Origin of the sequence: Stenotrophomonas sp. ZAC14D2_NAIMI4_7 (assembly GCF_003086675.1) — a bacterium.
Lineage (GTDB): Bacteria > Pseudomonadota > Gammaproteobacteria > Xanthomonadales > Xanthomonadaceae > Stenotrophomonas.
Genome location: NZ_CP025995.1, coordinates 1,102,223 through 1,122,810 on the forward strand (window position 1 = coordinate 1,102,223; position 20,588 = coordinate 1,122,810).

Annotated in this window: 18 protein-coding genes; 10 read left to right on the forward strand and 8 right to left on the reverse strand. The window is 69.2% G+C overall.

Annotated features, from left to right (window positions below; all coding sequences use genetic code 11):
* Positions 1–22: 22 nt before the first annotated feature.
* The 3 genes from C1922_RS05075 to C1922_RS05085 are packed head-to-tail and all read left to right on the forward strand — an operon-like array spanning position 23 to position 4,607.
* The gene (locus C1922_RS05075; protein WP_108748761.1) at positions 23–1,105 is read left to right on the forward strand and encodes an AAA family ATPase; all 1,083 of its coding nucleotides are present in this window, start codon (positions 23–25) and stop codon (positions 1,103–1,105) included.
* Positions 1,106–1,119: 14 nt separating this feature from the next.
* Positions 1,120–3,420: a DUF5682 family protein gene (locus C1922_RS05080; RefSeq protein ID WP_108748762.1), complete on the forward strand. Its 2,301-nt coding sequence runs from the start codon at positions 1,120–1,122 to the stop codon at positions 3,418–3,420.
* Positions 3,417–4,607, forward strand: a complete 1,191-nt coding sequence (locus C1922_RS05085) for a VWA domain-containing protein (RefSeq protein WP_108748763.1) — start codon at positions 3,417–3,419, stop codon at positions 4,605–4,607. Before C1922_RS05080 ends, C1922_RS05085 begins: the two co-directional genes overlap by 4 nt.
* A 3-nt stretch (positions 4,608–4,610) precedes the next feature.
* On the opposite strand, the gene C1922_RS05090 is transcribed toward C1922_RS05085, so the two are convergent.
* Together C1922_RS05090 and C1922_RS05095 are read right to left on the reverse strand one after the other, a co-directional pair.
* On the reverse strand, positions 4,611–5,741 hold the full coding sequence (locus C1922_RS05090; protein WP_108748764.1) for an MFS transporter: 1,131 nt from the start codon (positions 5,739–5,741) through the stop codon (positions 4,611–4,613).
* A gap of 20 nt (positions 5,742–5,761) precedes the next feature.
* Positions 5,762–6,535, reverse strand: coding sequence for a DeoR/GlpR family DNA-binding transcription regulator (locus C1922_RS05095; RefSeq protein WP_108748765.1), 774 nt, complete (start codon positions 6,533–6,535; stop codon positions 5,762–5,764).
* A 156-nt stretch (positions 6,536–6,691) separates the two neighbouring features.
* Between C1922_RS05095 and C1922_RS05100 the strand changes: the two genes are divergently transcribed.
* Together C1922_RS05100 and C1922_RS05105 are read left to right on the forward strand one after the other, a co-directional pair.
* Positions 6,692–7,573: an SDR family NAD(P)-dependent oxidoreductase gene (locus tag C1922_RS05100; RefSeq protein ID WP_108748766.1), complete on the forward strand. Its 882-nt coding sequence runs from the start codon at positions 6,692–6,694 to the stop codon at positions 7,571–7,573.
* Positions 7,574–7,611: 38 nt separating this feature from the next.
* A complete protein-coding gene (locus C1922_RS05105) occupies positions 7,612–8,499 on the forward strand; it encodes a LysR family transcriptional regulator (RefSeq protein WP_108748767.1) in 888 nt (295 codons plus the stop codon).
* Between the two features lie 481 nt (positions 8,500–8,980).
* Here the strand turns inward: C1922_RS05105 and C1922_RS05110 are convergent, their stop codons facing one another.
* Positions 8,981–9,775, reverse strand: coding sequence for a hypothetical protein (locus C1922_RS05110; RefSeq protein WP_108748768.1), 795 nt, complete (start codon positions 9,773–9,775; stop codon positions 8,981–8,983).
* A gap of 32 nt (positions 9,776–9,807) precedes the next feature.
* Positions 9,808–10,701: a LysR family transcriptional regulator gene (locus tag C1922_RS05115; RefSeq protein WP_108748769.1), complete on the reverse strand. Its 894-nt coding sequence runs from the start codon at positions 10,699–10,701 to the stop codon at positions 9,808–9,810.
* 106 nt (positions 10,702–10,807) lie between these two features.
* Here C1922_RS05115 and C1922_RS05120 point away from each other — a divergent pair, with 106 nt between their 5' ends.
* Positions 10,808–12,328: an MFS transporter gene (locus C1922_RS05120; RefSeq protein ID WP_108748770.1), complete on the forward strand. Its 1,521-nt coding sequence runs from the start codon at positions 10,808–10,810 to the stop codon at positions 12,326–12,328.
* Positions 12,329–12,587: 259 nt separating this feature from the next.
* On the opposite strand, the gene C1922_RS05125 is transcribed toward C1922_RS05120, so the two are convergent.
* Entirely contained in the window at positions 12,588–13,007 is a 420-nt protein-coding gene (locus C1922_RS05125; protein ID WP_108748771.1) for a GFA family protein, read from the reverse strand.
* 152 nt (positions 13,008–13,159) lie between these two features.
* Between C1922_RS05125 and C1922_RS05130 the strand changes: the two genes are divergently transcribed.
* Positions 13,160–14,137 (forward strand): DUF4105 domain-containing protein, encoded by a 978-nt coding sequence (locus C1922_RS05130; protein WP_108748772.1) that lies wholly within the window; start codon positions 13,160–13,162, stop codon positions 14,135–14,137.
* On the forward strand, positions 14,134–16,152 hold the full coding sequence (locus C1922_RS05135) for a hypothetical protein (RefSeq protein WP_108748773.1): 2,019 nt from the start codon (positions 14,134–14,136) through the stop codon (positions 16,150–16,152). Before C1922_RS05130 ends, C1922_RS05135 begins: the two co-directional genes overlap by 4 nt.
* A 55-nt stretch (positions 16,153–16,207) precedes the next feature.
* Here the strand turns inward: C1922_RS05135 and C1922_RS05140 are convergent, their stop codons facing one another.
* Positions 16,208–17,578, reverse strand: a complete 1,371-nt coding sequence (locus C1922_RS05140) for an MFS transporter (RefSeq protein WP_108748774.1) — start codon at positions 17,576–17,578, stop codon at positions 16,208–16,210.
* Positions 17,579–17,660: 82 nt separating this feature from the next.
* Here C1922_RS05140 and soxR point away from each other — a divergent pair, with 82 nt between their 5' ends.
* Positions 17,661–18,095 carry a redox-sensitive transcriptional activator SoxR gene (gene soxR, locus C1922_RS05145; RefSeq protein ID WP_108748775.1) on the forward strand — a complete coding sequence of 145 codons (435 nt, stop codon included), beginning with the start codon at positions 17,661–17,663 and terminating at the stop codon, positions 18,093–18,095.
* Between the two features lie 17 nt (positions 18,096–18,112).
* Here the strand turns inward: soxR and C1922_RS05150 are convergent, their stop codons facing one another.
* On the reverse strand, positions 18,113–18,715 hold the full coding sequence (locus tag C1922_RS05150; protein WP_108748776.1) for a short chain dehydrogenase: 603 nt from the start codon (positions 18,713–18,715) through the stop codon (positions 18,113–18,115).
* 99 nt (positions 18,716–18,814) lie between these two features.
* Here C1922_RS05150 and C1922_RS05155 point away from each other — a divergent pair, with 99 nt between their 5' ends.
* Entirely contained in the window at positions 18,815–19,687 is an 873-nt protein-coding gene (locus tag C1922_RS05155; RefSeq protein ID WP_108748777.1) for a LysR family transcriptional regulator, read from the forward strand.
* Between the two features lie 69 nt (positions 19,688–19,756).
* Here C1922_RS05155 and proC read toward each other — a convergent pair whose 3' ends face one another.
* On the reverse strand, positions 19,757–20,578 hold the full coding sequence (gene proC / locus C1922_RS05160) for a pyrroline-5-carboxylate reductase (RefSeq protein ID WP_108748778.1): 822 nt from the start codon (positions 20,576–20,578) through the stop codon (positions 19,757–19,759).
* Between the last annotated feature and the right edge of the window lie 10 nt (positions 20,579–20,588).

The window sequence follows — 20,588 nt, forward strand, 5'->3', positions numbered from 1 at the left end:
TTGAATTGCCACTGGAGCCACCATGAGCACGACCGTCCTGCGCCAGCACGCCGAACACCAATACGCCCACGAACTGGATGAACTGCGCCGGCAGGACAACCGCCAGCGCCCGGCCAACTGGACGCTGTCGCCGTGGGCGGTGGTGACCTATCTGGTCGGCGGCACGCTGGACAACGGTTTCGTGGTCAGCCCCAAGTACATCGGCGACCGTCGCCTGATGGAAATCGCAGTGGCCACCATCGCCACCGATCGCGCGTTGCTGCTGTTCGGCGTGCCGGGAACCGCCAAGTCGTGGGTGTCCGAACACATGACCGCGGCCATCAGTGGCGACTCCACCCTGCTGGTGCAGGGCACGGCCGGTACCAGCGAAGAGCAGATCCGCTATGGCTGGAACTACGCGCAGCTGCTGGCCAACGGCCCCAGCGAAAAGGCACTGGTGCCCAGCCCGCTGATGAACGCCATGCGCCTGGGCAAGATCGCGCGCATCGAAGAACTCACCCGCATTCCCGCCGATGTGCAGGACGCACTGATCACCGTGCTTTCGGAAAAGACCCTGCCGGTGCCCGAACTGGGCAGCGAGGTGCAGGCCGTGCGTGGCTTCAGCGTGATCGCCACCGCCAACAACCGCGACAAGGGCGTGAACGAGCTGTCCAGCGCGCTCAAGCGCCGCTTCAACACCGTCATCCTGCCGGTGCCGTCCAGTGAACAGGACGAAGTGGCGATCGTGCTCAAGCGCGTGGCAGAAATGGGCAGCGCGCTGGACCTGCCCGCCGAGCCGCCGGCGCTGCAGGAAGTGGCGCGCGTGGTGCGCATCTTCCGCGAGCTGCGCAACGGCATCACCGAAGACGGCAAGGCCAAGCTGAAGAGCCCCACTGCCACCCTGTCCACCGCCGAAGCAATCTCGGTCATCAACAACGGCATGGCGCTGGCCGGGCACTTCGGTGATGGCGTGCTGCGCCCGGCCGACATGGCCGCCGGCATGATCGGCGCCATCGTGAAGGACCCGGTGCAGGACGCCCTGGTGTGGAAGGAGTACCTGGAAACGGTGGTGAAGGAACGCGACGACTGGAAGGATCTGTACCGCGCCTTCCGCGAACACGCCTGAGCAGGCCCACGCCGATGAGTGAAGGGATTTCCCTGTTCGGCATCCGCCACCACGGCCCGGGCTGCGCGCGCAGCCTGCTGGCCGCGCTGCAGGCATTGCAGCCGGAGTGCGTGCTGATTGAAGGCCCGGCCGGCTGCGAAGACCTGCTGCCGCACGTGCTGGACGCCGACATGCAGCCGCCAGTGGCCCTGCTGTCCTACAGCGTGGACGATCCGCAACTGGCGGTGTTCCATCCCTACGCGCTGTACTCGCCCGAATGGCAGGCCCTGCAGTGGGCGCTGCGCAACGGCGTGGCCGTGCGTTTCATGGATGTGCCGGCGGCGCTGTCGCTGGAATGGCGCGCGCAGCTGCCGGCCGAACCGCAGCCAGATGAGCCCGACGACTTGGACGATGCCGGCACGGCCGCGCCGGACCCGGCCCACGCCGCCACACCGCTGCAGCGCCCGGCCGATCCGCTGGACTGGCTGGCGCAGGCGGCCGGTCACGCCGACGGCGAGGCCTGGTGGAACTACATGGTGGAAGAGCGCGGTGACGGGCAGGGCCTGTTTGAAGCCATTGCCGAGGCGATGACCGCCGTGCGCGAACACACGCCGGCCTATCCCGGCCAGCGTGTCGAACAGGAAGCGGTGCGCGAGGCGCATATGCGCAGCGCGCTGCGCAGTGCCAGCAAGGAGTTCCAGCGCGTTGCCGTGGTCTGCGGTGCCTGGCATGTGCCGGCCCTGCAGCCGCAGGCGCTGCGCGCGAACACCGCCGCGGCCGACAACCGGCTGCTGAAGGGCCTGCCGCGGCGCCGTACGCAGAGCACCTGGGTGCCCTGGACCTACCGCCACCTGAGCACCGGCAGCGGCTACGGCGCCGGCGTGGACGCACCGGGCTGGTACGACCATCTGTGGCGCAACGCCGGCGTGCACGGCCAGCGTGCGGTGGGCTGGTATGCGCGCGTTGGCCGCCTGCTGCGCGAGCACGGGCTGGATTGTTCCTCTGCACACCTGATCGAAGCCACCCGCCTGGCCGACACCCTGGCCGCGCTGCGCGGTCGCCCGGCGCCCGGGCTTGAAGACATTGCCGATGCCAGCCGCAGCGTGATCTGCAACGGCGATGACGCGCCGATGCGCCTGATCGCCGAGCACCTGCTGGTGGGCGACGCGCTGGGCCAAGTGCCCGCCAGCGTGCCGGTGGTGCCGCTGCAGCGCGATCTGGAAGCGCAGCAGAAGCGCCTGCGGCTGAAGCCCGAGGCGCTGGAAAAGACCGTGGACCTGGACCTGCGCAAGGACAACGATCTGGCCCGCAGCCATCTGCTGCACCGGCTGGGCCTGCTGGGCATCGAGTGGGGGCGGCTGGCGCGTACCGGCCATTCGGCGCGCGGCACGTTCCATGAAATCTGGCAGCTGGCGTGGCAGCCGCACTTCGCGGTGGCGGTGGTGGAAGCCAGCCGCCACGGACAGACGCTGGTGGATGCGGCGGGTAACCACGCCATCGGCCAGGCGCGCCGCGCCGATGGACTGGCCGAGGTGTCTGCGCTGGTGGACCGCGTGCTGCTGGCCGATCTGCCGCACGCGGTGCAGGCCATCGCCGCCGAGCTGGAGGCACGCGCGGCCACGGCGGCCGATCCGCTGGCGCTGCTGGCTGCCCTGCCGCCGCTGGCCAACATCCACCGTTACGGCAACGTGCGGCAGACCGAAGGCGTGCAGGTGGCCCACCTGTTCGACAGCATGCTGGAACGCGCCGGCGTGGGTCTGCTGGTAGCGGTAAGCGCGCTGGACGAAGCGCATGCCGAGCACGCCCGCGAGGTGCTGCTGGCGGCCGATCGTGCCGTGGCGCTGCGCAACGATGCCGAACGCAGCGGGCACTGGCGGCAGGCGCTGCAGCGGGTGGCCCTGTCACCGGCCAGCAGCGCGCTGCTGCGCGGCGCCAGCCTGCGCCTGTTGTTCGACAGCGGCACGCTGGATGCGGGCGCCGTGCACGCGCAGCTGCAGCTGCAGCTTTCAGCAGGCGCCACGCCGCTGGAGGCCGCGCAGTGGCTCGATGGTTTCCTCAACCGCAACGCCACCGTGCTGCTGCACGACGATGCGGTGTGGCAGATGATCGATGCCTGGGTGGTAGCGCTGGACGAGGACGCGCTGGTGCGCGTGCTGCCGCTGGTGCGGCGCACGTTCTCGGCGTTCGAAGCAGCCGATCGTCGCGACCTGGGTACGCGGGTGAAGCAGGCGCCGGGCGCGTCGGTGGTGACCACCGCTGCGGCACCGGACTGGAACCGCGCACGCGCCGAGCGCGCGCTGCCGATGCTGCGTGAACTGCTGGGAGTGCCCGCATGAGCCTTGAACGAGACGAAACGCTGCCGGCTACCACTTCGCGCGAACAGCGCTGGCGGTTGATCCTGGGCGAACAGGCCGACGCCAGTTGCGGCGAACTGCCCAAGGCATTGCAGGGCATCGACCAGGCACTGGCCGCGCTGTACGAGCCCGATGGCCAGGGCGGCCTGTCCCGGCGCGGTGGCCGCGGTGGTTCGGCGCCCAACGTGGCGCGCTGGCTGGGCGATATCCGCCGCTACTTCCCCTCGTCGGTGGTGCAGGTCATGCAGCGCGACGCGCTGCAGCGGCTGAACCTGACCCAGATGCTGCTGGAAAAGGAGATGCTGGAACAAGTGCAGCCGGACGTGCACATGGTCGCCAACCTGATTGGCCTGAGCCGGGTCATTCCGGCGCAGACCAAGGAAACGGCGCGCATGGTGGTGCGCGCGGTCGTGGATGATCTGCTGGCGCGTCTGGAAGAGCCCATGCGCACGGCGGTCAGCGGGGCGCTGGACCGTGCACGCCGCAACCGGCGCCCGCGCCTGGCCGAGATCGACTGGCACCGCACCATCCGCAGCAACCTGCGGCATTGGCAGCCGGAACTGCGCACGGTGGTGCCGCAGGAACTGGTGGGCTATGGCCGCAAGGCGCGCAAGCCGCAGCGCGAAGTGCTGCTGTGCATCGACCAGAGCGGCTCGATGGCCGCCTCGGTGGTTTATTCCAGCATCTTGGGTGCGGTCATGGCATCGCTGCCATCGGTGTCCACCCGGCTGGTGGTGTTCGACACCGAAGTGGTGGACATGAGCGAGCAGCTGGATGATCCGGTGGACATCCTGTTCGGCGTGCAGCTGGGCGGCGGGACTGACATCCACCGCGCGGTGAGCTACTGCCAGGGACTGATCCGCGAACCGCACAGCGCCATCCTGGTGCTGATTTCCGATCTGTACGAAGGCGGGGTGGAGGAAAAACTGCTGGCGCGCGCGCGTGAGCTGGTTGAATCGGGCGTGCAGTTCATCGTGCTGCTGGCACTGAGCGATGAAGGCCGCCCGTCCTACGACCAGCAACTGGCGGCCAAGCTGGCGGCGCTGGGCGTGCCGTCGTTCGCCTGCACGCCCGATGCGTTCCCTGGGTTGATGGCCGCGGCCATCCGCCGCGACGACATCAACCAGTGGGCCGGCGCCAATGGCCTGCTGGTCACCCGCGCCGGATGAGGGTCAGGCCTTCAGCCAGCGCGGCGACACCGCCACGCCCAGGAAGGCCACCGCCACGCCGATGAAGGCGCCCACCAGCCCCACATGGTGGGCAGCGAAGCCGATCAGCACCGGCCCGGCCAGCACACCGGCATAGCCCAGCGTGGTGACCGCGGTGATCGCCACGCCCTCGGGCATGCGGGTCTGGTTGCCGGCCAGCGAGAACAGCGCCGGCACGACGTTGGCGCAGCCCAGGCCCAGCATCACGTAGCCGACCAGCGAGGCCTGCCACGGGGTCACCAGGGTCAGCACCAGCACGCCCGCCGCGCCCAGCAGCCCGCCCAGCACGATGGCGCGGTGCCGCCCCAGGTGGTCCACCACGCGGTCACCGAACAGGCGCGCCACGGTCATGCTCAGGGCGAAGGCCGCATAGCCCAGGCCAGCCAGCGTCGGTGCCACGCCGCGCACATCGGTCAGCAGCAAGGCGCTCCAGTCCAGCATGGTGCCTTCGGCCAGGAAAGCCACGAACGCCAGCACGCTGATGAACAGCACGATGCCGCGCGGCCAGGCCAGGAAGGGACCCTCATGCACGACCCGTTCGTTGCGCCAGTGGCGCAGGGCGGGCAGGGCGATCAGCACCATCACCGCGCAGCCCACCAGCACCGCCGGCAGCAGCGGCAGCCAGGCCCCCAGCAGCAGCGTGCTGGCCGCACCGACGAAGCCGCCGATGCTGTAGAAGGCGTGGAAGCCGGACATCATCGCGCGCCGCGATTCGCGTTCCACCACCACGGCCTGCACGTTCATGGTGCAGTCCATGGCACCCACGCCGGCACCGAACACGAACAGGATCGCGCCCAGCGCCCAGGGCGAGGACGCTACCGCCAGCCACGGCAGCGACAGGCAGATCAGCGCGCTGGTGGCGATCATCACCGTGCGGCAACCCAGCCGCGCCGCCAGCACGCCGGCCAGCGGCATGGCCAGCAGCGAACCGGCGCCCAGGCCGAGCAGGATCAGGCCAAGGGTGGCGTCGTCCACCCCGCTGCGGGCCTTGGCGAAGGGCACCAGGGTGGCCCAGATGGCGGTGGCGAAGCCGGGAATGAAGAACGCAGCACGGGTGGCGTGCTGCTGCGCGCGGGGCGAGGAAACAGGCGTCATGGAAGAACCGGGCAAGGGGGTCAGGAATGCGTGGGATGCACGGCAATGCCGGCGGCACGGAAGCGTTCGGCCAGCGCGGCCGGGGCGGAGGTGGTCAACACCAGATCGTCGATCTCATCCAGCGCAGCCACCTGCCACACGCCACGCGCGCCCAGCTTTTCGGTGGTCGCGGCCACGATCACCCGGCTGGCGCAGGCCAGCATCGCGCGCTTCAACGTGGCTTCCTCGCCATCCATCGCCCATACGCCGGTATCGGCATCGACCGCGCAGGCGCCGGGCAGGTACACATCGGCGCGCAGCCGCTGCACCTGGGCCAGCGCCTCGGCGCCCACCGCGCCACCACCGTCGGCCAAGCGGCCGCCGATCAGGTGCACGCGGGTGCCGGCCTGCCACGCCGCCGCCGTGGCGATCTGCGGTGCATTGGTGATGACCGTCAGCGCCAACGCACCGGGCAGCTGCTGGGCGATGGCCTGGTTGGTCGAACCGGCATCGATCAGCAGCACCTGGCCGGGCTGCAGCAGGGCCACCACGCGTGCGGCCAGTTCGGCCTTGTCGCCGCGGTCCTGGGTCAGCCGTTCGCGCAGCGGCGCCGGCTTCGGTGCCGGCAGCACGGCGCCGCCGTACACACGCTGGCACAGTCCTTGGCCCGCCAGTTCGCGCAGGTCGCGGCGGATCGAATCTTCGGACACGGCATAGCGGCGCGCCAGGTCGGCGGCCACCACGCGGCCCTGATGGCGCAGTTCGTCCAGGATCAGCTGGGTGCGCTGGGCGGGGAGGGTGGGGTCGGCTGTCATGGGATGAAGTGTGCATGATCGTGCATGATCGTGCAATTGTGCGCACTCGGCCGCGCGACGGCTGGCACGAATGAGGCCGCGCGATACGCCACGCCTATCGTGCACGGGTTCCAACGGTATTGGCGGCATCATGGCCCGCACCGCGATGCTGGGCGGATGAAGCCGATTTCCCTTGTTTCCTTTGCAGGCCAGGTTGGACTGGTGACCGGCGCGGCCGGTGGCCTGGGCTTGGCCTACAGCCGTCTTTTGGCCGAGCGCGGCGCGCACGTCGTGATGCACGACATCGGTGCGGGCCTGGATGGCACCGGCAGCGACCCGCAGCGCATCGGCCAGTGCGTACAGGAGCTGCAGACCAAAGGCCTGGCCGTGGAAGCGGCCAGTGGTGCGATCGACCAGCGCGAGAGCTGCCATGCGCTGGTGCACGACATCCTGCAGCGGCATGGCCGCCTGGATTTCCTGATCCACAACGCCGGCTGGGTGGCCTACCAGGGCGTGGAGAGTATCGACGATGCCGCGCTGGAGCAGATGCTGTGCGTGGCCGCCAAGACACCGCTGTGGCTGGCGCAGGCCGCATGGCCTGCCATGCGCGAGGCTGGTGGCGGGCGCATCGTGATCACCACCTCCGACCGCGCGCTGTACCCGCAGTACGCGCAGCGCGGGCTGTCGGCCTATGCCATGGCCAAGCTGGCCGCCCAGGGGCTGGTGAATGTGCTCGCGCTGGAGGGTGCCGAGCACGGCATCGTGGTCAATGCGGTTTCGCCGGTGGCCAAGACGCGCATGTGGGGCATCGAAGGCGAACCCGATGAGCTGCATCCCGCCGCCGTTGCCACCGGCGTCGCGTTCCTGGCGTCCACGCGCTGCCGGCAGGGCGGCTGGATCCTGCGCGCCAGCAATGGCCAGTTCCATGCATTGCGCCTGCAGGAAGCCGAGCACGTGGCGTATCCGCGCGACCTGCGCGCGGTGCAGGCCGACAGCATTGAGTCGGTGGCCCTGCAGTGGCCGGCGATCGCACGGCCCAGTGTCGACGCACGCGGCTGAGCGCGTAACCTAGGCGGGTCTCTTGAACCGGCCCTGCCATGATCGACCTGCGTCTGCTCCGCCAGTTCGTGGCGGTGGCCGAGGAGCTGCATTTCCACCGCGCCGCTGCCCGCCTGCACATGTCGCAGCCACCGCTGACGGCCGCCGTGCGACGCCTGGAGGAAGAGCTCGGCGCTGAACTGATCGTGCGCGGCAATCGCACGCTGGGGCTGACCACGGCCGGCAGGACGCTGCTGGTTGAAGCGCGGGCGACCCTGCTGCAGGCCGACCAGGCGGTGCAACGCACGCGCGAAGCGGCGGCCGGGCAGATCGGCAGCCTGCGCGTGGGCTACGTGGGCAGCGCCCTGTATGGGCGCCTGCCCAGCTTGATCCGGCGCTTCCGCCAGGCCTTCCCGCAGGTGCGCTTGCACCTGCAGGAAGCGACCTCGCGGCAGCAGCAGCATGGGTTGCGCGAATGCAACGTGGATGTGGGTGTGCTGATTCCGCCGATCATCTCGGCCGAGCTGCGCCTGCAGCCGTTCGACGTCGACTGCCTGGCCATTGCCTTGCCGCGCGGGCATCGCCTGGCCGCGCAGACTGCACTGAGCGTGGCCGCGTTGGCCGACGAACCCTTCGTGTCCTGGCCCTCGGCCGAAGGCGTCGGCTTCCACGCGCAGGTGCTGGGCCTGTGCACGGCCGCGGGCTTCACTCCGCGCGTGGTACAGGAGGCACATGGCATGCACGCGGTGTTGTCGCTGGTGGCGGTGGAAGCGGGCGTGGCCATCGTGCCGGCCAGCATGGCCGGCTTCCGTCCTGATGAAATCGTCTATCGCGTGATCGAAGGAAGCGCGGCGCGTTTCGAGCTGCAGCTGTGCACGCGCCCGGAACTGCCCGCACCCGTGTTGCAGCAGTTCCTGGACATGGCGGTTGCGGAACATCTGGCGTGATCGACCCGATGCGCGTGGGGACGGTGTCGCGCGCGACCCGAATCCGCGCGTGTGATTGCCTTCAGCCGCTGCGGCCGGCACGCGCGAGGCGCTGATTCTGCAGGGGCACGGCATTGCCTGAGCTGCCGCTGGAAAAGCCCCCGCTGTTGCAGCGGCAATTTCCTACATACAGCCAGCGCCGTGCAGGCAAGTCTGTGCGTGCCGGTTCCGTGGAATCGGTTGGGATTGGCGTCCCACAATCAACTCTGGCGCAGCACCGGCGCACGTCACGGACGGCGTGCCTGGCTGTTGCGAACCACTGTCTGTGGTGGGCGATGTGTGGGGATCATGACGGTCCGCCGGTCAGTCCAGAGTTGTCCGGTACGCCAACCCGCATCGCCCGCCGCCCGTCCGCACCTCGTCGCGGACGTGTCGGTTGCGCCTGCTCGGGGGCAGTGCGCAGCGCGCCTGGGGAGTGGCGGCGGGCGGTGCATCTACGGCACTAGGGCAGCAGCTGGCGCGCCATGCGGAAGATGTCACTGACGGCATACAGGCCATCGTGTCGTGCCAGATGGGCGTTGTCCGGCCCGTGCGCAACGCCGCTGGCCAGCAGGCGGAACTGGTGGGCCGGGTCGGGTTGCTGCTGCAGACCGTACAAGGCGTGGCGGTCCACGTAGTCGCGGCCGTCGTTCAGGCGTTCACCGCGGGCGACAACGCCCTGCAGCTGTTCCCATGCCAGCGGCGTGTCCTGTGCAATGTCGTAGAACTCCACGATGGGCGCATCGCCGTTGATCTTCAGCACGTAGAAGGCGTGGTGGCGTCCGGCCACCTGCATGCCCACGACATCGCCAGCGCGCCAGGCGGTATTCGCCTTCGGCACCGACGGGCGCCGTGCCGGCAGCAACGGCGCGCTGCGCAGCAACGCTTCGATCTCAGCGCTGCGACGGTGGAAGGTGTCGTTCAATGCCACCGCCGCATTCAGGGCCGCGATGGCCGTGATTGCATCGCTGGTAAGCTGCGCATCGGCAAAGCCCTGCCGGTGCAGGCACACGGCCAGTGCAAGCGCAGTCTTGTGCACGTACAGCGGCGCAACCTCGGAAGGAGCCCCGTGCAGGATGCAGCTCCAGCGCAGCAGCACGGTGTCGATCACCTCGGCGCCGATCTGCGCTTGCGTGCGCTCAGCCGCCTGCGGCCCCAGCCGTGCCCAGTGCGCGCAGCGCTTTACGTCGCTGTCGATCGCTTCGACCAGGTTGGCCGCGGCAAGAAGTTTCAGTACGTCCGGGTGTTTGATCGCCATGCGCCTACGCGTGCTCGCTACGGCCGCACAGTCTATCCAGCGCGGAACAGATGCTCGACCAGATAGTCGATGAACACCCGCAGGCGCGCGCTGGGTTGGCGGTTGCCCGGCCACAGCAGTGAGAACTGGCCCTGCTGGTGCGGCAGTGCCGGCAGCACGTCCAGCAGGCGGCCATCGGCCAGCGCGTCGGCCGCCAGGAAGTCCGGCATCCAGGCCGCGCCCATGCCGCCGATGGTGGCCGCCAATACCGCTTCCATGTTGTTGCAGGTCATGCCGGTGACCATCGCGGCGGCAGCGTCGCCGGCATGGCCGGGCAGCGCCCACGGTTGCAGCTTGCCGCTGCTGGGCACGCGGAAACGCACCGCAGGCAAGTGCTGCAGGTCGGTCGGTTGATGGGCAGCTGCGCGTGCCTGCAGCAGCTGCGGCGATGCGCAGACGATGAAGTGGAAGCTGCCCAGCGTGCGTGCCATCAGGCTGGAATCGGCCAGCGCACCGCTGCGGATCACCGCATCCAGACCTTCGTCGACCACGTCCACCAGGCGGTCGCTGAAATCCAGTTCCAGCTGCACCTGCGGGTAGCGCTGCTGGAAGCCGGGCAGCACCGGCAGCAGGAAGCGATAGCCGATGGTCGGCAGGCCGATACGCAGCAGGCCGCGCGGTGCGTGCTGGCGCTGGGCGAGATCGGCCTGCGCGTCGGCCAGTTCATCCAGCGCGCGTCGGCAGCGCTGCAGCAGCAGTTCGCCCTCGTCGGTCAGGTGCAGGCGCCGGGTGGTGCGATGGAACAGGCGGGTGCCCAGTTCCTGTTCCAGCCGGGCAATGCGCTTGCCCACCGCCGAAGCGGTCAGGCCCAGGGCGCGCGCGGCACCAACGATGCTGCCGGCTTCGGCGGTGCGGACAAAGGCGAGCAGGGCGGAAATCGAGTCCATTTCAGGATGATTGCGGAATGATTGGCCGCAATCAACGTCCTTGCAGCGTGTTTTTCCCGTGGCAGCGGATGCCCATCATCACGGCCCTTCGAAGAAGGAGGACCGCATGGCTTCATGTTCCACCCAGGATGTTCCCGCTGCTGAAGGTCGTGGCGCGCTGCTGGCCGTGTGCCTGGCCGCGCTCGCGCTGCCGCTGGCGTTTTCCGCCGGCGCGGTGGTGGTGCCATCGCTGCAGTCTGGTCCTGACGATTCGCCGCTGGCGCTGGCCTGGGTGACCAATGCCTTCATGCTGACCTTTGGCGGGCTGCTGCTGGCCGCCGGTGCGCTGGCGGATCGCTTCGGGCGGCGTCGCCTGTTCCTGGCCGGAACCGCCGGCTTTGCCGTGACCACCGTCGCGGTGTGCATGGCGCCCGATCTGCTGTGGCTGGACATCGCGCGCGGCCTGCAGGGCGTGGCGGCGGCGGCCGCGCTGGCGGCGGGCACGGCCGCGCTGGCCGATGCGTGGCGCGGCCCCGGCCGTGCACGCGCCTTCGCCCTGCTGGGCACCACCTTCGGTGCCGGACTGGCGCTGGGGCCGCTGCTGGCCGGTGCGCTTCTGCACCTGCTGGGCTGGCGCAGCGTGTTTGCCACCAGCGGTGTGCTGGCCCTGCTGGCCTGCCTGCTGGGTACGCGCGTGCTGCGCGAAAGCCACGGCGACCGCGTGCGTCTGGATGGGGTCGGCATGCTGGTCTTCAGCCTGATGCTGGCCAGCCTGACCCTGGCGCTGCTGTGGCTCGGCGAATACGGCAGCAGCGCGCCGTGCGTGTGGGTGGCGATGGCGGCGTGCGCGCTGCTGGCGGTGCTGTTCGTGCGCCAGCAGCGGCGCCAGCGTTCGCCGCTGCTGGACCTGTCGCTTTTTTCGCAGCGCGCCTTCGTGGGCGTGCAGCTGCTGCCGGTCGCTACCTGTTTCGGCTACGTGGTGCTGCTGGTGGTGTTGCCGCTGCAGCTGCTGGGCGTGCACGGGCAGGGCACGGGCATCGTCGGCCTGCAGATGCTGGCATTGTCGGCACCCCTGCTGGTGCTGCCGATGCTGGCCGCCCGCTGGGCACAGCATGTCGGCAGCACGCTGCTGTGCACGCTGGGGCTGCTGCTGTGCGCGCAGGGCCTGTGGTGGCTGTCGCGGCATGCTGCAACACCGGTGCCGGTGCAGTGGATCGCGCCCTTGCTGATGATCGGTGCGGGTGCGGCGCTGCCCTGGGGATTGATGGACGGTCTGTCGGTCAGCGTGGTGCCGGTGCAGCGCGCCGGCATGGCGGCCGGCATGTTCGGCACCGTGCGGGTGGCCGGCGAGGGCATTGCACTGGCCGCGGTCACCGCGCTGCTGGCTGGGCTGATCGGCCGGCACCTGCCCAGCGCCTGGCCGGAAGCCACCGCGTCAGCGTCGATGTATCTGGCCAGTGGTGACCTGGAAGCCGCGCAGGCGTGGTTTCCGCACGCCACCGTGACCGAGCTGCAGCAGGCCAGCGGCCAGGCACTGGCGATGCTGCTGCGGACGCTGTCGGGGCTGACGCTGGCGTGCGCACTGCTGTTGCAGGTACTGCTGGGACGCAGTGACGGCGTGCGCGGCCGCATGTCCGGTCACGCGTGAGCCCCCGCCACTGTCATGGTGGTGTCGCCTGGGACTCACGCGGCCTATGCCGCGGTGGGTCTAGGGTTGATCGTCCCCGTCCCCCACGGAGACCTGCCATGTGGCTGCTTGATCATCTCTGGCCCAGCCGCCGACCGACGCCGATGGCGGTTGATCCGCCGTTGCCGCCCCGTCGGCCCTGGCTCAAGCGTCCCGCACGGGCAGGGCGCAGTGGCATGGCGCCGTGGCAGAAGATCGGCCCGCCAGTGCGCCGAAGCCGTCACTGAGCCTCGGTGCCGGAGTTCCGGTCGGCCGGATGGTTAACGCCATCGTTTGTCGGAATCAACCCCAGCGCGAAGGGATCGATGCCTTCCAGGCAGGCCACGTTGTAGCCGAACTGGTCCGGGTTGGAACGGCGCCGGTGGTGGGTGTAGATGCCACACAGGCCGCAGAAGTAGTGCTCGGCCACGTGGGTGTTGAACTGGTACAGGCGCAGGTAAGCGTGCCCGCGCAGCACCTGCAGGCCCTGCCGGGTCACGCTGGCCACGATGGCGCCGCGGCGCCGGCACATGGAGCAGTCGCAGCGGCGTGGATCGACGATGCCCTCGGGCAGGTCCAGCTGCAGCTCGATCGTGCCGCAATGGCAGGTGGCGCGGTGCTGCGCCTGGACCGGAACGCCGGCGACCGATGTGATGCCCATGCATGCTCCCAGCACTGTGGTCAGGCCGCCAGTATGCGCTTGCTGAACGCGTTGTAGATGCCAGGGTCAGGTCGCTTGTGGCTAACTAGGCCGCCCCCGCAAGCGACAGGATGCCCGTGAGAGCCGCAGGACGTTGGATGACAGGATGTGCCATGGCGCTGCTGGCGCTGTGGGTGGCCGGCCTGCTGGCCTACCAGTTGCCCGGGCCGGGATGGCTGTCGGCGGCGGTGGCCGCGCTGTGGCTGGGGCTGGCCGGCTTCACCGCCTGGCGGGTGGCACGTGGCCGCAGCCCGCGCCGCTGGACGGCCGCGGTGACCGCCTGCCTGGGACTGGCCGGGCTGGGCTGGCTGCTGCTGACCCCGCGCCAGGACCGCGACTGGGCCGACGACGTGGCCCAGCGCCTGCACGTGGCCTCGTTCGACGGCCGCCATGTGGTGCTGGACAACGTGCGCGACTTCACCTGGCGCAGCGAAACCGACTACGACGCGCGCTGGGTGCAGCGCCGCTACGATCTGGACCAGCTGCGTTCGGCCGATCTGGTGCTGTCGTACTGGATGGGCCCGGCCATCGCCCACACGCTGGTGTCCTTCGGCTTCGACGATGGGCGCTACCTGGTGTTCTCGCTGGAAATCCGCAAGGAACGCGGCGAGGCGTTTTCGGCCATCGGCGGTTTCTTCCGCCGCTTCGAAATGACCCTGGTGGCGTCCGAGGAAACCGACATCCTGCGTACCCGCACCAATGCGCGCGGCGAGGATGTGTACCTGTACCGGCTGCACGGCATGGACCGCGCACAGTTGAAAACCCTGTTTGCCGCCTATCTGGACGAGGCGCGCAAACTGGATGAGAAGCCGGCCTTCTACAACACGTTGACCAGCAACTGCACCACCATCGTGTTCGACCTGGCCCGACATATCGCGCCGGGTCTGCCGCTGGACTACCGCCTGTTGTTATCGGGCTACCTGGCTGAGTACGCGCAGCAGGTGGGCGCGTTGACCCCGGGCGTGCCCTTCAACGAACTGCACGCGAAGGGGCGCATCACCCAGCGTGCGCTGCAGATGGCGCCGGGGCAGGACTTTTCCCGCGTGATCCGCCAGGGCGTGCCGGGTACCGGCCAGGACGAACAGCTATGAGCCTGCGCGCGATGATGGGCGTGGGCCGCCTGCTGCCGGCCGTGCTGGCCACGGTCCTGCTGCTGGGCAGCAGTGGCTGCGCGATGGTGACGGTGAAGCAGGTCGCGTCCAGCGACTCGCTGGTGAACAAGCGTTCGGATGTGCTGAATACCGGCAAGCTCAGCCCGGCCTCGCGCGAAACGCTGAGTGCGGCCGGTCTGGACGAAGCGCAGTGCGAAAAGGATTTCCTGGTCTGCCGCAGCACCTTGCTGATGACCGACGACCTGAACGTCGAGCAGCGGTTGTCCACCTTGTCCGAACTGTGGGTGAAGGCCGCGCTGGCGCTGACCCCGAAGAAACACGTGCAGGGCGAACCGCCGATGAGCGATGCCGCGCTGGATGCCTGGTTGGAAGCGGCGCGCTACGGCTATGCCTATCTGTTCCACAGCGGTCGCTCGCCGTCGGATCGCGCGTTCGAGGATCGCCAGACCCAGGTGCGCGATTACTACAACTACGCCGCCGAGAAGGCGGCGGTGGTGCTGTTCACCCGTGCGCGCGCGGCGGCGCTGGCCGGCGAGGACTACACCCAGCCGCTGTCGGCCGGCAGCTGGACGCTGGCCTCGAACTACGGGCAGCTGCAGTTGAAGAGCATTCCCGCGCAGCTGGTACCGGCCGGCTCGGTCAGCTTCGTCGGCCTGCGCAGCACCTACCGCCGTGATGGCTTCGGTGCCGAACTGGTAATGGTGATGGACCCGCCGAAGCTGGTGGCGCCGGTGATCGCCGGCGACGGCCCGCAGGTGCAGGGCAGCGACAGCGGCGCTGGAGCATTGACGCCCCGCCGCGGGCGCGATGCCGACGTGCCGGTGTTCAGCGAGATGTCGGCGATCAACGTGACCGCGCTGCTGCGCTTCCAGGGCGAAACGCTGGAGGATGTGATGCGCACGCGGCGGGTGGAGCTGGATGCCTATTCCCCGGAAGCCACCGAACGCATCACCCTGCATGGCGAAAGCGTGCCGCTGGCCGGCAACTTCACCGCTGCCTATGGCCTGTGGCTGGCGCAGAGCGGCTTTGCCACGCAGTCGCTGCGCACCCTGTTCGGCCTGAGCGAAGGCATCGGCGAACCGCACATCTACCTGATGCAGCCGTGGGACCCGAACCGCCGCATCATCTTCATGCTGCACGGCCTGGCCAGCAGCCCGGAAGCCTGGGTGAACCTGGCCAACGAGATCATGGGCGACCCCGAGCTGCGCAGCCAGTTCCAGGTGTGGCAGGTCTACTACCCGACCAATGCACCGATTGCACTGAACCGCTACGAGATCGCCACCGCATTCAACGATACGTTGAAGCATTTCGACCCGCAGGGCAGCGCGCCGGCTTCGAAGGACATGGTCTACATCGGCCACAGCATGGGCGGCGTGCTGGCGCGGCTGCTGGTCAGCGATTCCGGTGAGGTGTTGTGGGACGACCTGCTGGCCAGTTACGAACTGAAGGGCGAACGCCTCAAGCGCGTGCAGGCCAAGCTGGGCCCGCTGCTGCACTTCAAGGCGCAGCCGCACGTCGAGCGCGCGATCTTCATTGCCGCTCCCCACCAGGGCACCGATATTGCCGGCAACAAGCTGGGCCGGCTGATTGGCCGGCTGGTGCGGTTGCCGCTGACCATCCTGGGCAAGTTCGAAGATGTGTTCCTGGCACTGGCACAGGCCGAGCAGCAGGTCGATGGCACCGCCAAGCCGAAGATTCCCAACAGCATCGACAACCTGAAGGCCAGCGACCCGTTCGTGAAGGCCGCCGCGCACCTGCCGATCGAGCCGGGCCTGAAGTACCACTCGATCATCGCCCAGCGCAAACCGGAACTGCCGTTGCAGCAATCCGACGATGGGCTGGTGCCGTACTGGAGTGCGCACCTGCCGGGCGCGCTGTCGGAAAAGGTGATCATTTCCGGCCACAGCGTGCAGGAAACACCGCAGGCCGTGCTGGAAGTGCGGCGCATCCTGCACCAGGACATCGACGAGGTCGGGCCTGTTATTCGACCTTGAGTGGCCCAGGGGTCAGATCCCTTTCCATGGGAAAGGGCTCTGACCCCAAGCGCGCCTACACCCGCCGCGCAACCACGGTAGCGAACACGGCCAGGCCGACGGTGATCGCCAGGCACAGCACATAGCCGGTGTGCGGCGCGCTTTCCACGAACAGGGCGAACAAGGCACCGGACACGGCCAGCGCCGTGGCCACGCACAGCGCTTCACTCAACTGCAGCGCCGAACTGTTGCGGCCCTGTTCCTGCGGCGCTGACAGTGACAGGGTGAGCACCGACAGGCTGGCGTAGATCAGGCCCATGCCGAAACCTGTCAGGGCCCAGCCTGCCAGCGCCAGCAGCAGCGGCACCGCGTTGAACAGCACCGCCAGGGTGGCGGTGATGCCCACGCTCATCAGCACCGTGCCCACCCGCAGCAGGCGCTGGCGCGACCAGCCGCGCTGCTGGTGGCCCTGCAGCCACGAGCCAGCGAACCAGCCCAGCGCACCCAGGCTGAGCACCGCACCTGCCCAACTGGGCGAGAGCCCGCGCTCGCGTTGCAGCAGCAGCGGCAGGTACGCCTCGCAGGCGAAGAAGGCCGATGCGGCGACGCCGCGCAGCGCGATCACGCTGGGCAGGCCGCGGCGCAGTGCGAGGGTGCCGTTGGGCAACAGCCTGCGCGCACACCACAGCAATGCGATCACCGCCACGATCATGCAGGCCGCGGCAACGCCGCCGTGCTGCTGGCCGCCCACGTACAACAACAGGGCGGCCAACGCCGCGCCGCCCGCCCAGCGCACGCGGTCGTCCGGCTGCTCCGCGCCCGCAGCGGCTGCCACGCGCGCCGGGCCGGCCAGGGCAGGCCGCAGCATCAGCGCCGCCGGCACTGCCAGCAACGGCACCAGCAGGAATACCCAGCGCCAGCCCAGGTGCTGCACGATCAAGCCGCTGATCGCCGGGCCCACCAGCGACGGCACGACCCAGCCAGCGGAAAACGCGGCGAACACTTTCGGCCGCAGCGCTTCGGGATAGTGGCGGCCGACCATCACATACAGCGCGACCGAGATCGCGCCGCTGCCCAGCCCCTGCAGCAGGCGGCCGGCCACCAGCATGCCCATGCGCGTGGCCAGCCCGGCCAGCAGCAGGCCCAGCAGGAAGCTGGCCAGGCCCCACCACAGCGGGCGGGCGGGGCCATCGCGGTCGGCCCAGCGCCCGGCCACGGTCATGCCGACCACGCTGGTGGCCAGCGTTCCGCCAAAGGCCAGTGCATACAGGCGCAGGCCATCCAGCGCCTCGCCCACGGTGGGCATGGCCGCTGCCACCGCCAGCGCCTCGAACGCCAGCAACGCAACCAGCACCACCATGCCCACGGTGGTGGCCCGGTGGTCAGGGGACAGAATGGAATCGGCCACGGGCGCTTGCGCCACGGCCGCAGGGGAGTTGGTGTTCATCGGCAAACGATAGCAGTGCGGCGCTTGTGTTAACGCTGCGGAAGAGCCAGCATCGCACCTGAACCATGGTTGAGGTCAAGCAATGGCGGAATCGGAACTGGCGGTGGGCGAGGTGGCGCGACGCAGCGGCGTGGCGGTGTCGGCGCTGCACTTCTATGAGCGCAAGGGGCTGATCAGCAGCCTGCGCACCGCGGGCAACCAGCGGCGCTATGCGCGTGATGTGCTGCGCCGGCTGGCGGTCATTCGCGTGGCGCAGCGGGTGGGCATGCCGTTGGAAGCGGTGGCGCGCGCGTTCGAGACCCTGCCGCAGGGGCGCGCGCCGACCAAGGCCGATTGGGCACGACTGTCGGCGCGCTGGCAGCAGGAGCTGGAAGAACGCATCCACATGCTGCAGCTGCTGCGCGATGAACTGACCGGCTGCATCGGCTGCGGTTGCCTGTCGTTGAAGCGCTGCCGGCTGGCCAACCCGGACGATGTGCTGGGCCAGCGCGGCGATGGCCCCATGCGCTGGGGCTGATCCGTTGCTGCCAGCGCCTACCAGACGGTGAGCGTCTCGCCGCTCTGGATGCCTTCCACCGCGCGCTGGAAGGCGAGCGCGGCGCGCTGCGCGGTCACCGCTTCAAAGCCAGGGAAGTACGGCCCGTAGGCCTCCATCGATTCCACCAGCACGTTCGGGCTGACCACGTTGATGCGCAGCCCGCGCGGCAGCAGTTCCAGTGCAGCCGCACGCACGAAGCCTTCCAGCGCCTGGTTCACCGCGGTCGCGTTGGCGCCGTCGCGGATCGGCTGCGCGCTGACAATGCCGCTGGTCAGCGTGATCGAACCGCCTGCAGTCAGGTGATGCTGGGCGGCCAGTGCCAGACGAACCTGACCCAGCAGCTTGTCCTGCAGGCCGCTGTTGAACTGGGCGGCGGTCATGCTCTGCAGCGGACCGAAGTGCAGCTTGCCGGCGGTGGAAACCACCGCATCCAGCGGGCCGCTCTGCGCGAACAGCTCGGCCACGCTGCTGTCATCGGTCAGGTCCACGCGCAGGCTGCCGCTGTTGCGGCCGGCGGTGATGATCTGGTGCTGCTGACCCAGATGGCGGGCAACGGCCTGGCCCAGCGTACCGCTGGCACCGACGAGCAGGATCTTCATGGCGACTCCAATACGAAGCGGGTAGGAGGTCAGTCTGCGCTGGGAGCGTGGGTTTGGTAAGGTGGAAAAGGTTCGCTGATTGCTAATCAGGAGTTTGCAATGGATCTGTTGCGCTGCATGCAGGCGTTCGTGGCCGTGGCCGACCATGGCAGCTTTTCCGCCGCCGCCGAACACCTGCAGGTTTCGGCGGTGATGGTGGGCAAGTACATCCAGCAGCTGGAGGCGCACTTGGGCAGTGCGCTGTTGCAGCGGAACACCCGCCGCCAGCGGCTGACCGACGCCGGCGTTACCTATCTGGCCGCTTGCCGCCAGGTGCTGGAGCAGGTGCTGCAGGCCGAGGCCGACGTGGCGGGCCTGCAGCGGCAGCCGCGTGGCCTGCTGCGCATCAGCGCGCCCACCACCTGGGGCAGCTGCGTGCTGGCGCCGCTGCTGGCTGGCCTGCTGCGCGCACAGCCGGAACTGAACATCGAACTGGACCTGAGCAACCGCCGCGTGGACCTGATCGAAGACGGCTTCGATGCGGCGATCCGGGTCGGCCCGCTGCCGTCACAGGAACTGGTGGCGCGCCCCTTGCCGCCGTATGCGATGAGCCTGTGTGCGGCACCGGCCTATCTGCGCCGTCGCGGCACACCGCGCACGCCGGCCGATCTGGCCGGGCATGACTGCCTGAGCCACCTGGCCTGGCGCGGCGGCCATGGCTGGCAGCTGGCCAACGGCGAACAGGTGGACTGGGAAGCGCGCTTGAGCAGCAATGACGGCCTGGCCTTGCGCGAGGCCGCAGTGGCCGGCGCGGGTCTGGTGCTGCAGCCGACGGCCCTGCTGGCTGCCGAGATCGCCGCGGGGCGGCTGAAGCCGGTGCTGCGCGACTATCTTCCCGAGCCACGGCCGATGCACCTGATCTATCTGCCCGACCGCAGGCCCAGGCCGCGATTGCAGTGCTTCGTGGAGTACGTGATGGAGCAGCTGGGGTAGATCAGGGTCAGGGGTCAGAGCCCTTTGCTGGCGCAAAGGGATCTGACCCCACATCCACGCACATTGGGATCAATCGTTGGCGGCAGACAATTCCCGCCCACGTTGCTGTGCCGCGCGCAGCGCCTTGCCGACCAGCCGTTCAAACCCATCGGCCTGGAAGCTTTCGATCGCGGCCTGGGTGGTGCCGTTGGGCGAGGTGACCCGGCGCCGCAGTTCGGCCGGGCTCTCGCCGGCTTCATCCAGCATGCGCGAGGCGCCCAGCAGGGTCTGCACCACCAGCGTGCGCGCGGCTTCGGCTGGCAGGCCCTGGGCAATACCGGCCGCTTCCATCGCTTCCGCAAGCAGGAACACATAGGCCGGGCCGCTGCCGGAGACGGCGGTGACCGAATCCATCAGCGCTTCATCGTCGATCCACACCGTGCGCCCGGCGCTGGCCAGGACCTGTTCGGCCTGGGCCTGCTGCTGCGCGCTGACTGCGGCGGTGGCATACAGGCCGGTCACGCCGGCGCCGAGCAGAGCAGGGGTGTTGGGCATCGCACGCACCACCGGCAGGGCACCGCCCAGCCAGCGCTGCAGCTGCGCGCTGGTGATGCCGGCGGCGATCGATACAACCAGCGGCGGGTGTTGCTGTGCCAGCGCCTGCAGGCTCTGGCAGACGCCGCGCAGTACCTGCGGCTTCACCGCCAACAGCCACACGCCGCCCTGTGCCGCCGCATCGGCGGCGTTGTCGTGGGTCTGCACGCCGAAATCATCGGCCAGTGCCTGCCGAAGTTCAGCCACCGGTTCGGCCACATGAATGAGCCCAGAGGCCGTGCCCTGGCGGATCAGCCCGGCGATCAGGCTGCGCGCCATGTTGCCGCCGCCGATGAAGGTGATGGATGCCGCTGCCATGGAACAGTTC

Coding starts and splice junctions, on each gene's coding strand:
- C1922_RS05075 (WP_108748761.1), top strand. CDS start 23: ATGAGCACGACCGTCCTGCGCCAGCACGCCGAACACCAATACGCCCAC.
- C1922_RS05080 (WP_108748762.1), top strand. CDS start 1,120: ATGAGTGAAGGGATTTCCCTGTTCGGCATCCGCCACCACGGCCCGGGC.
- C1922_RS05085 (WP_108748763.1), top strand. CDS start 3,417: ATGAGCCTTGAACGAGACGAAACGCTGCCGGCTACCACTTCGCGCGAA.
- C1922_RS05090 (WP_108748764.1), bottom strand. CDS start 5,741: ATGACGCCTGTTTCCTCGCCCCGCGCGCAGCAGCACGCCACCCGTGCT.
- C1922_RS05095 (WP_108748765.1), bottom strand. CDS start 6,535: ATGACAGCCGACCCCACCCTCCCCGCCCAGCGCACCCAGCTGATCCTG.
- C1922_RS05100 (WP_108748766.1), top strand. CDS start 6,692: ATGAAGCCGATTTCCCTTGTTTCCTTTGCAGGCCAGGTTGGACTGGTG.
- C1922_RS05105 (WP_108748767.1), top strand. CDS start 7,612: ATGATCGACCTGCGTCTGCTCCGCCAGTTCGTGGCGGTGGCCGAGGAG.
- C1922_RS05110 (WP_108748768.1), bottom strand. CDS start 9,775: ATGGCGATCAAACACCCGGACGTACTGAAACTTCTTGCCGCGGCCAAC.
- C1922_RS05115 (WP_108748769.1), bottom strand. CDS start 10,701: ATGGACTCGATTTCCGCCCTGCTCGCCTTTGTCCGCACCGCCGAAGCC.
- C1922_RS05120 (WP_108748770.1), top strand. CDS start 10,808: ATGGCTTCATGTTCCACCCAGGATGTTCCCGCTGCTGAAGGTCGTGGC.
- C1922_RS05125 (WP_108748771.1), bottom strand. CDS start 13,007: ATGGGCATCACATCGGTCGCCGGCGTTCCGGTCCAGGCGCAGCACCGC.
- C1922_RS05130 (WP_108748772.1), top strand. CDS start 13,160: ATGGCGCTGCTGGCGCTGTGGGTGGCCGGCCTGCTGGCCTACCAGTTG.
- C1922_RS05135 (WP_108748773.1), top strand. CDS start 14,134: ATGAGCCTGCGCGCGATGATGGGCGTGGGCCGCCTGCTGCCGGCCGTG.
- C1922_RS05140 (WP_108748774.1), bottom strand. CDS start 17,578: ATGAACACCAACTCCCCTGCGGCCGTGGCGCAAGCGCCCGTGGCCGAT.
- soxR (WP_108748775.1), top strand. CDS start 17,661: ATGGCGGAATCGGAACTGGCGGTGGGCGAGGTGGCGCGACGCAGCGGC.
- C1922_RS05150 (WP_108748776.1), bottom strand. CDS start 18,715: ATGAAGATCCTGCTCGTCGGTGCCAGCGGTACGCTGGGCCAGGCCGTT.
- C1922_RS05155 (WP_108748777.1), top strand. CDS start 18,815: ATGGATCTGTTGCGCTGCATGCAGGCGTTCGTGGCCGTGGCCGACCAT.
- proC (WP_108748778.1), bottom strand. CDS start 20,578: ATGGCAGCGGCATCCATCACCTTCATCGGCGGCGGCAACATGGCGCGC.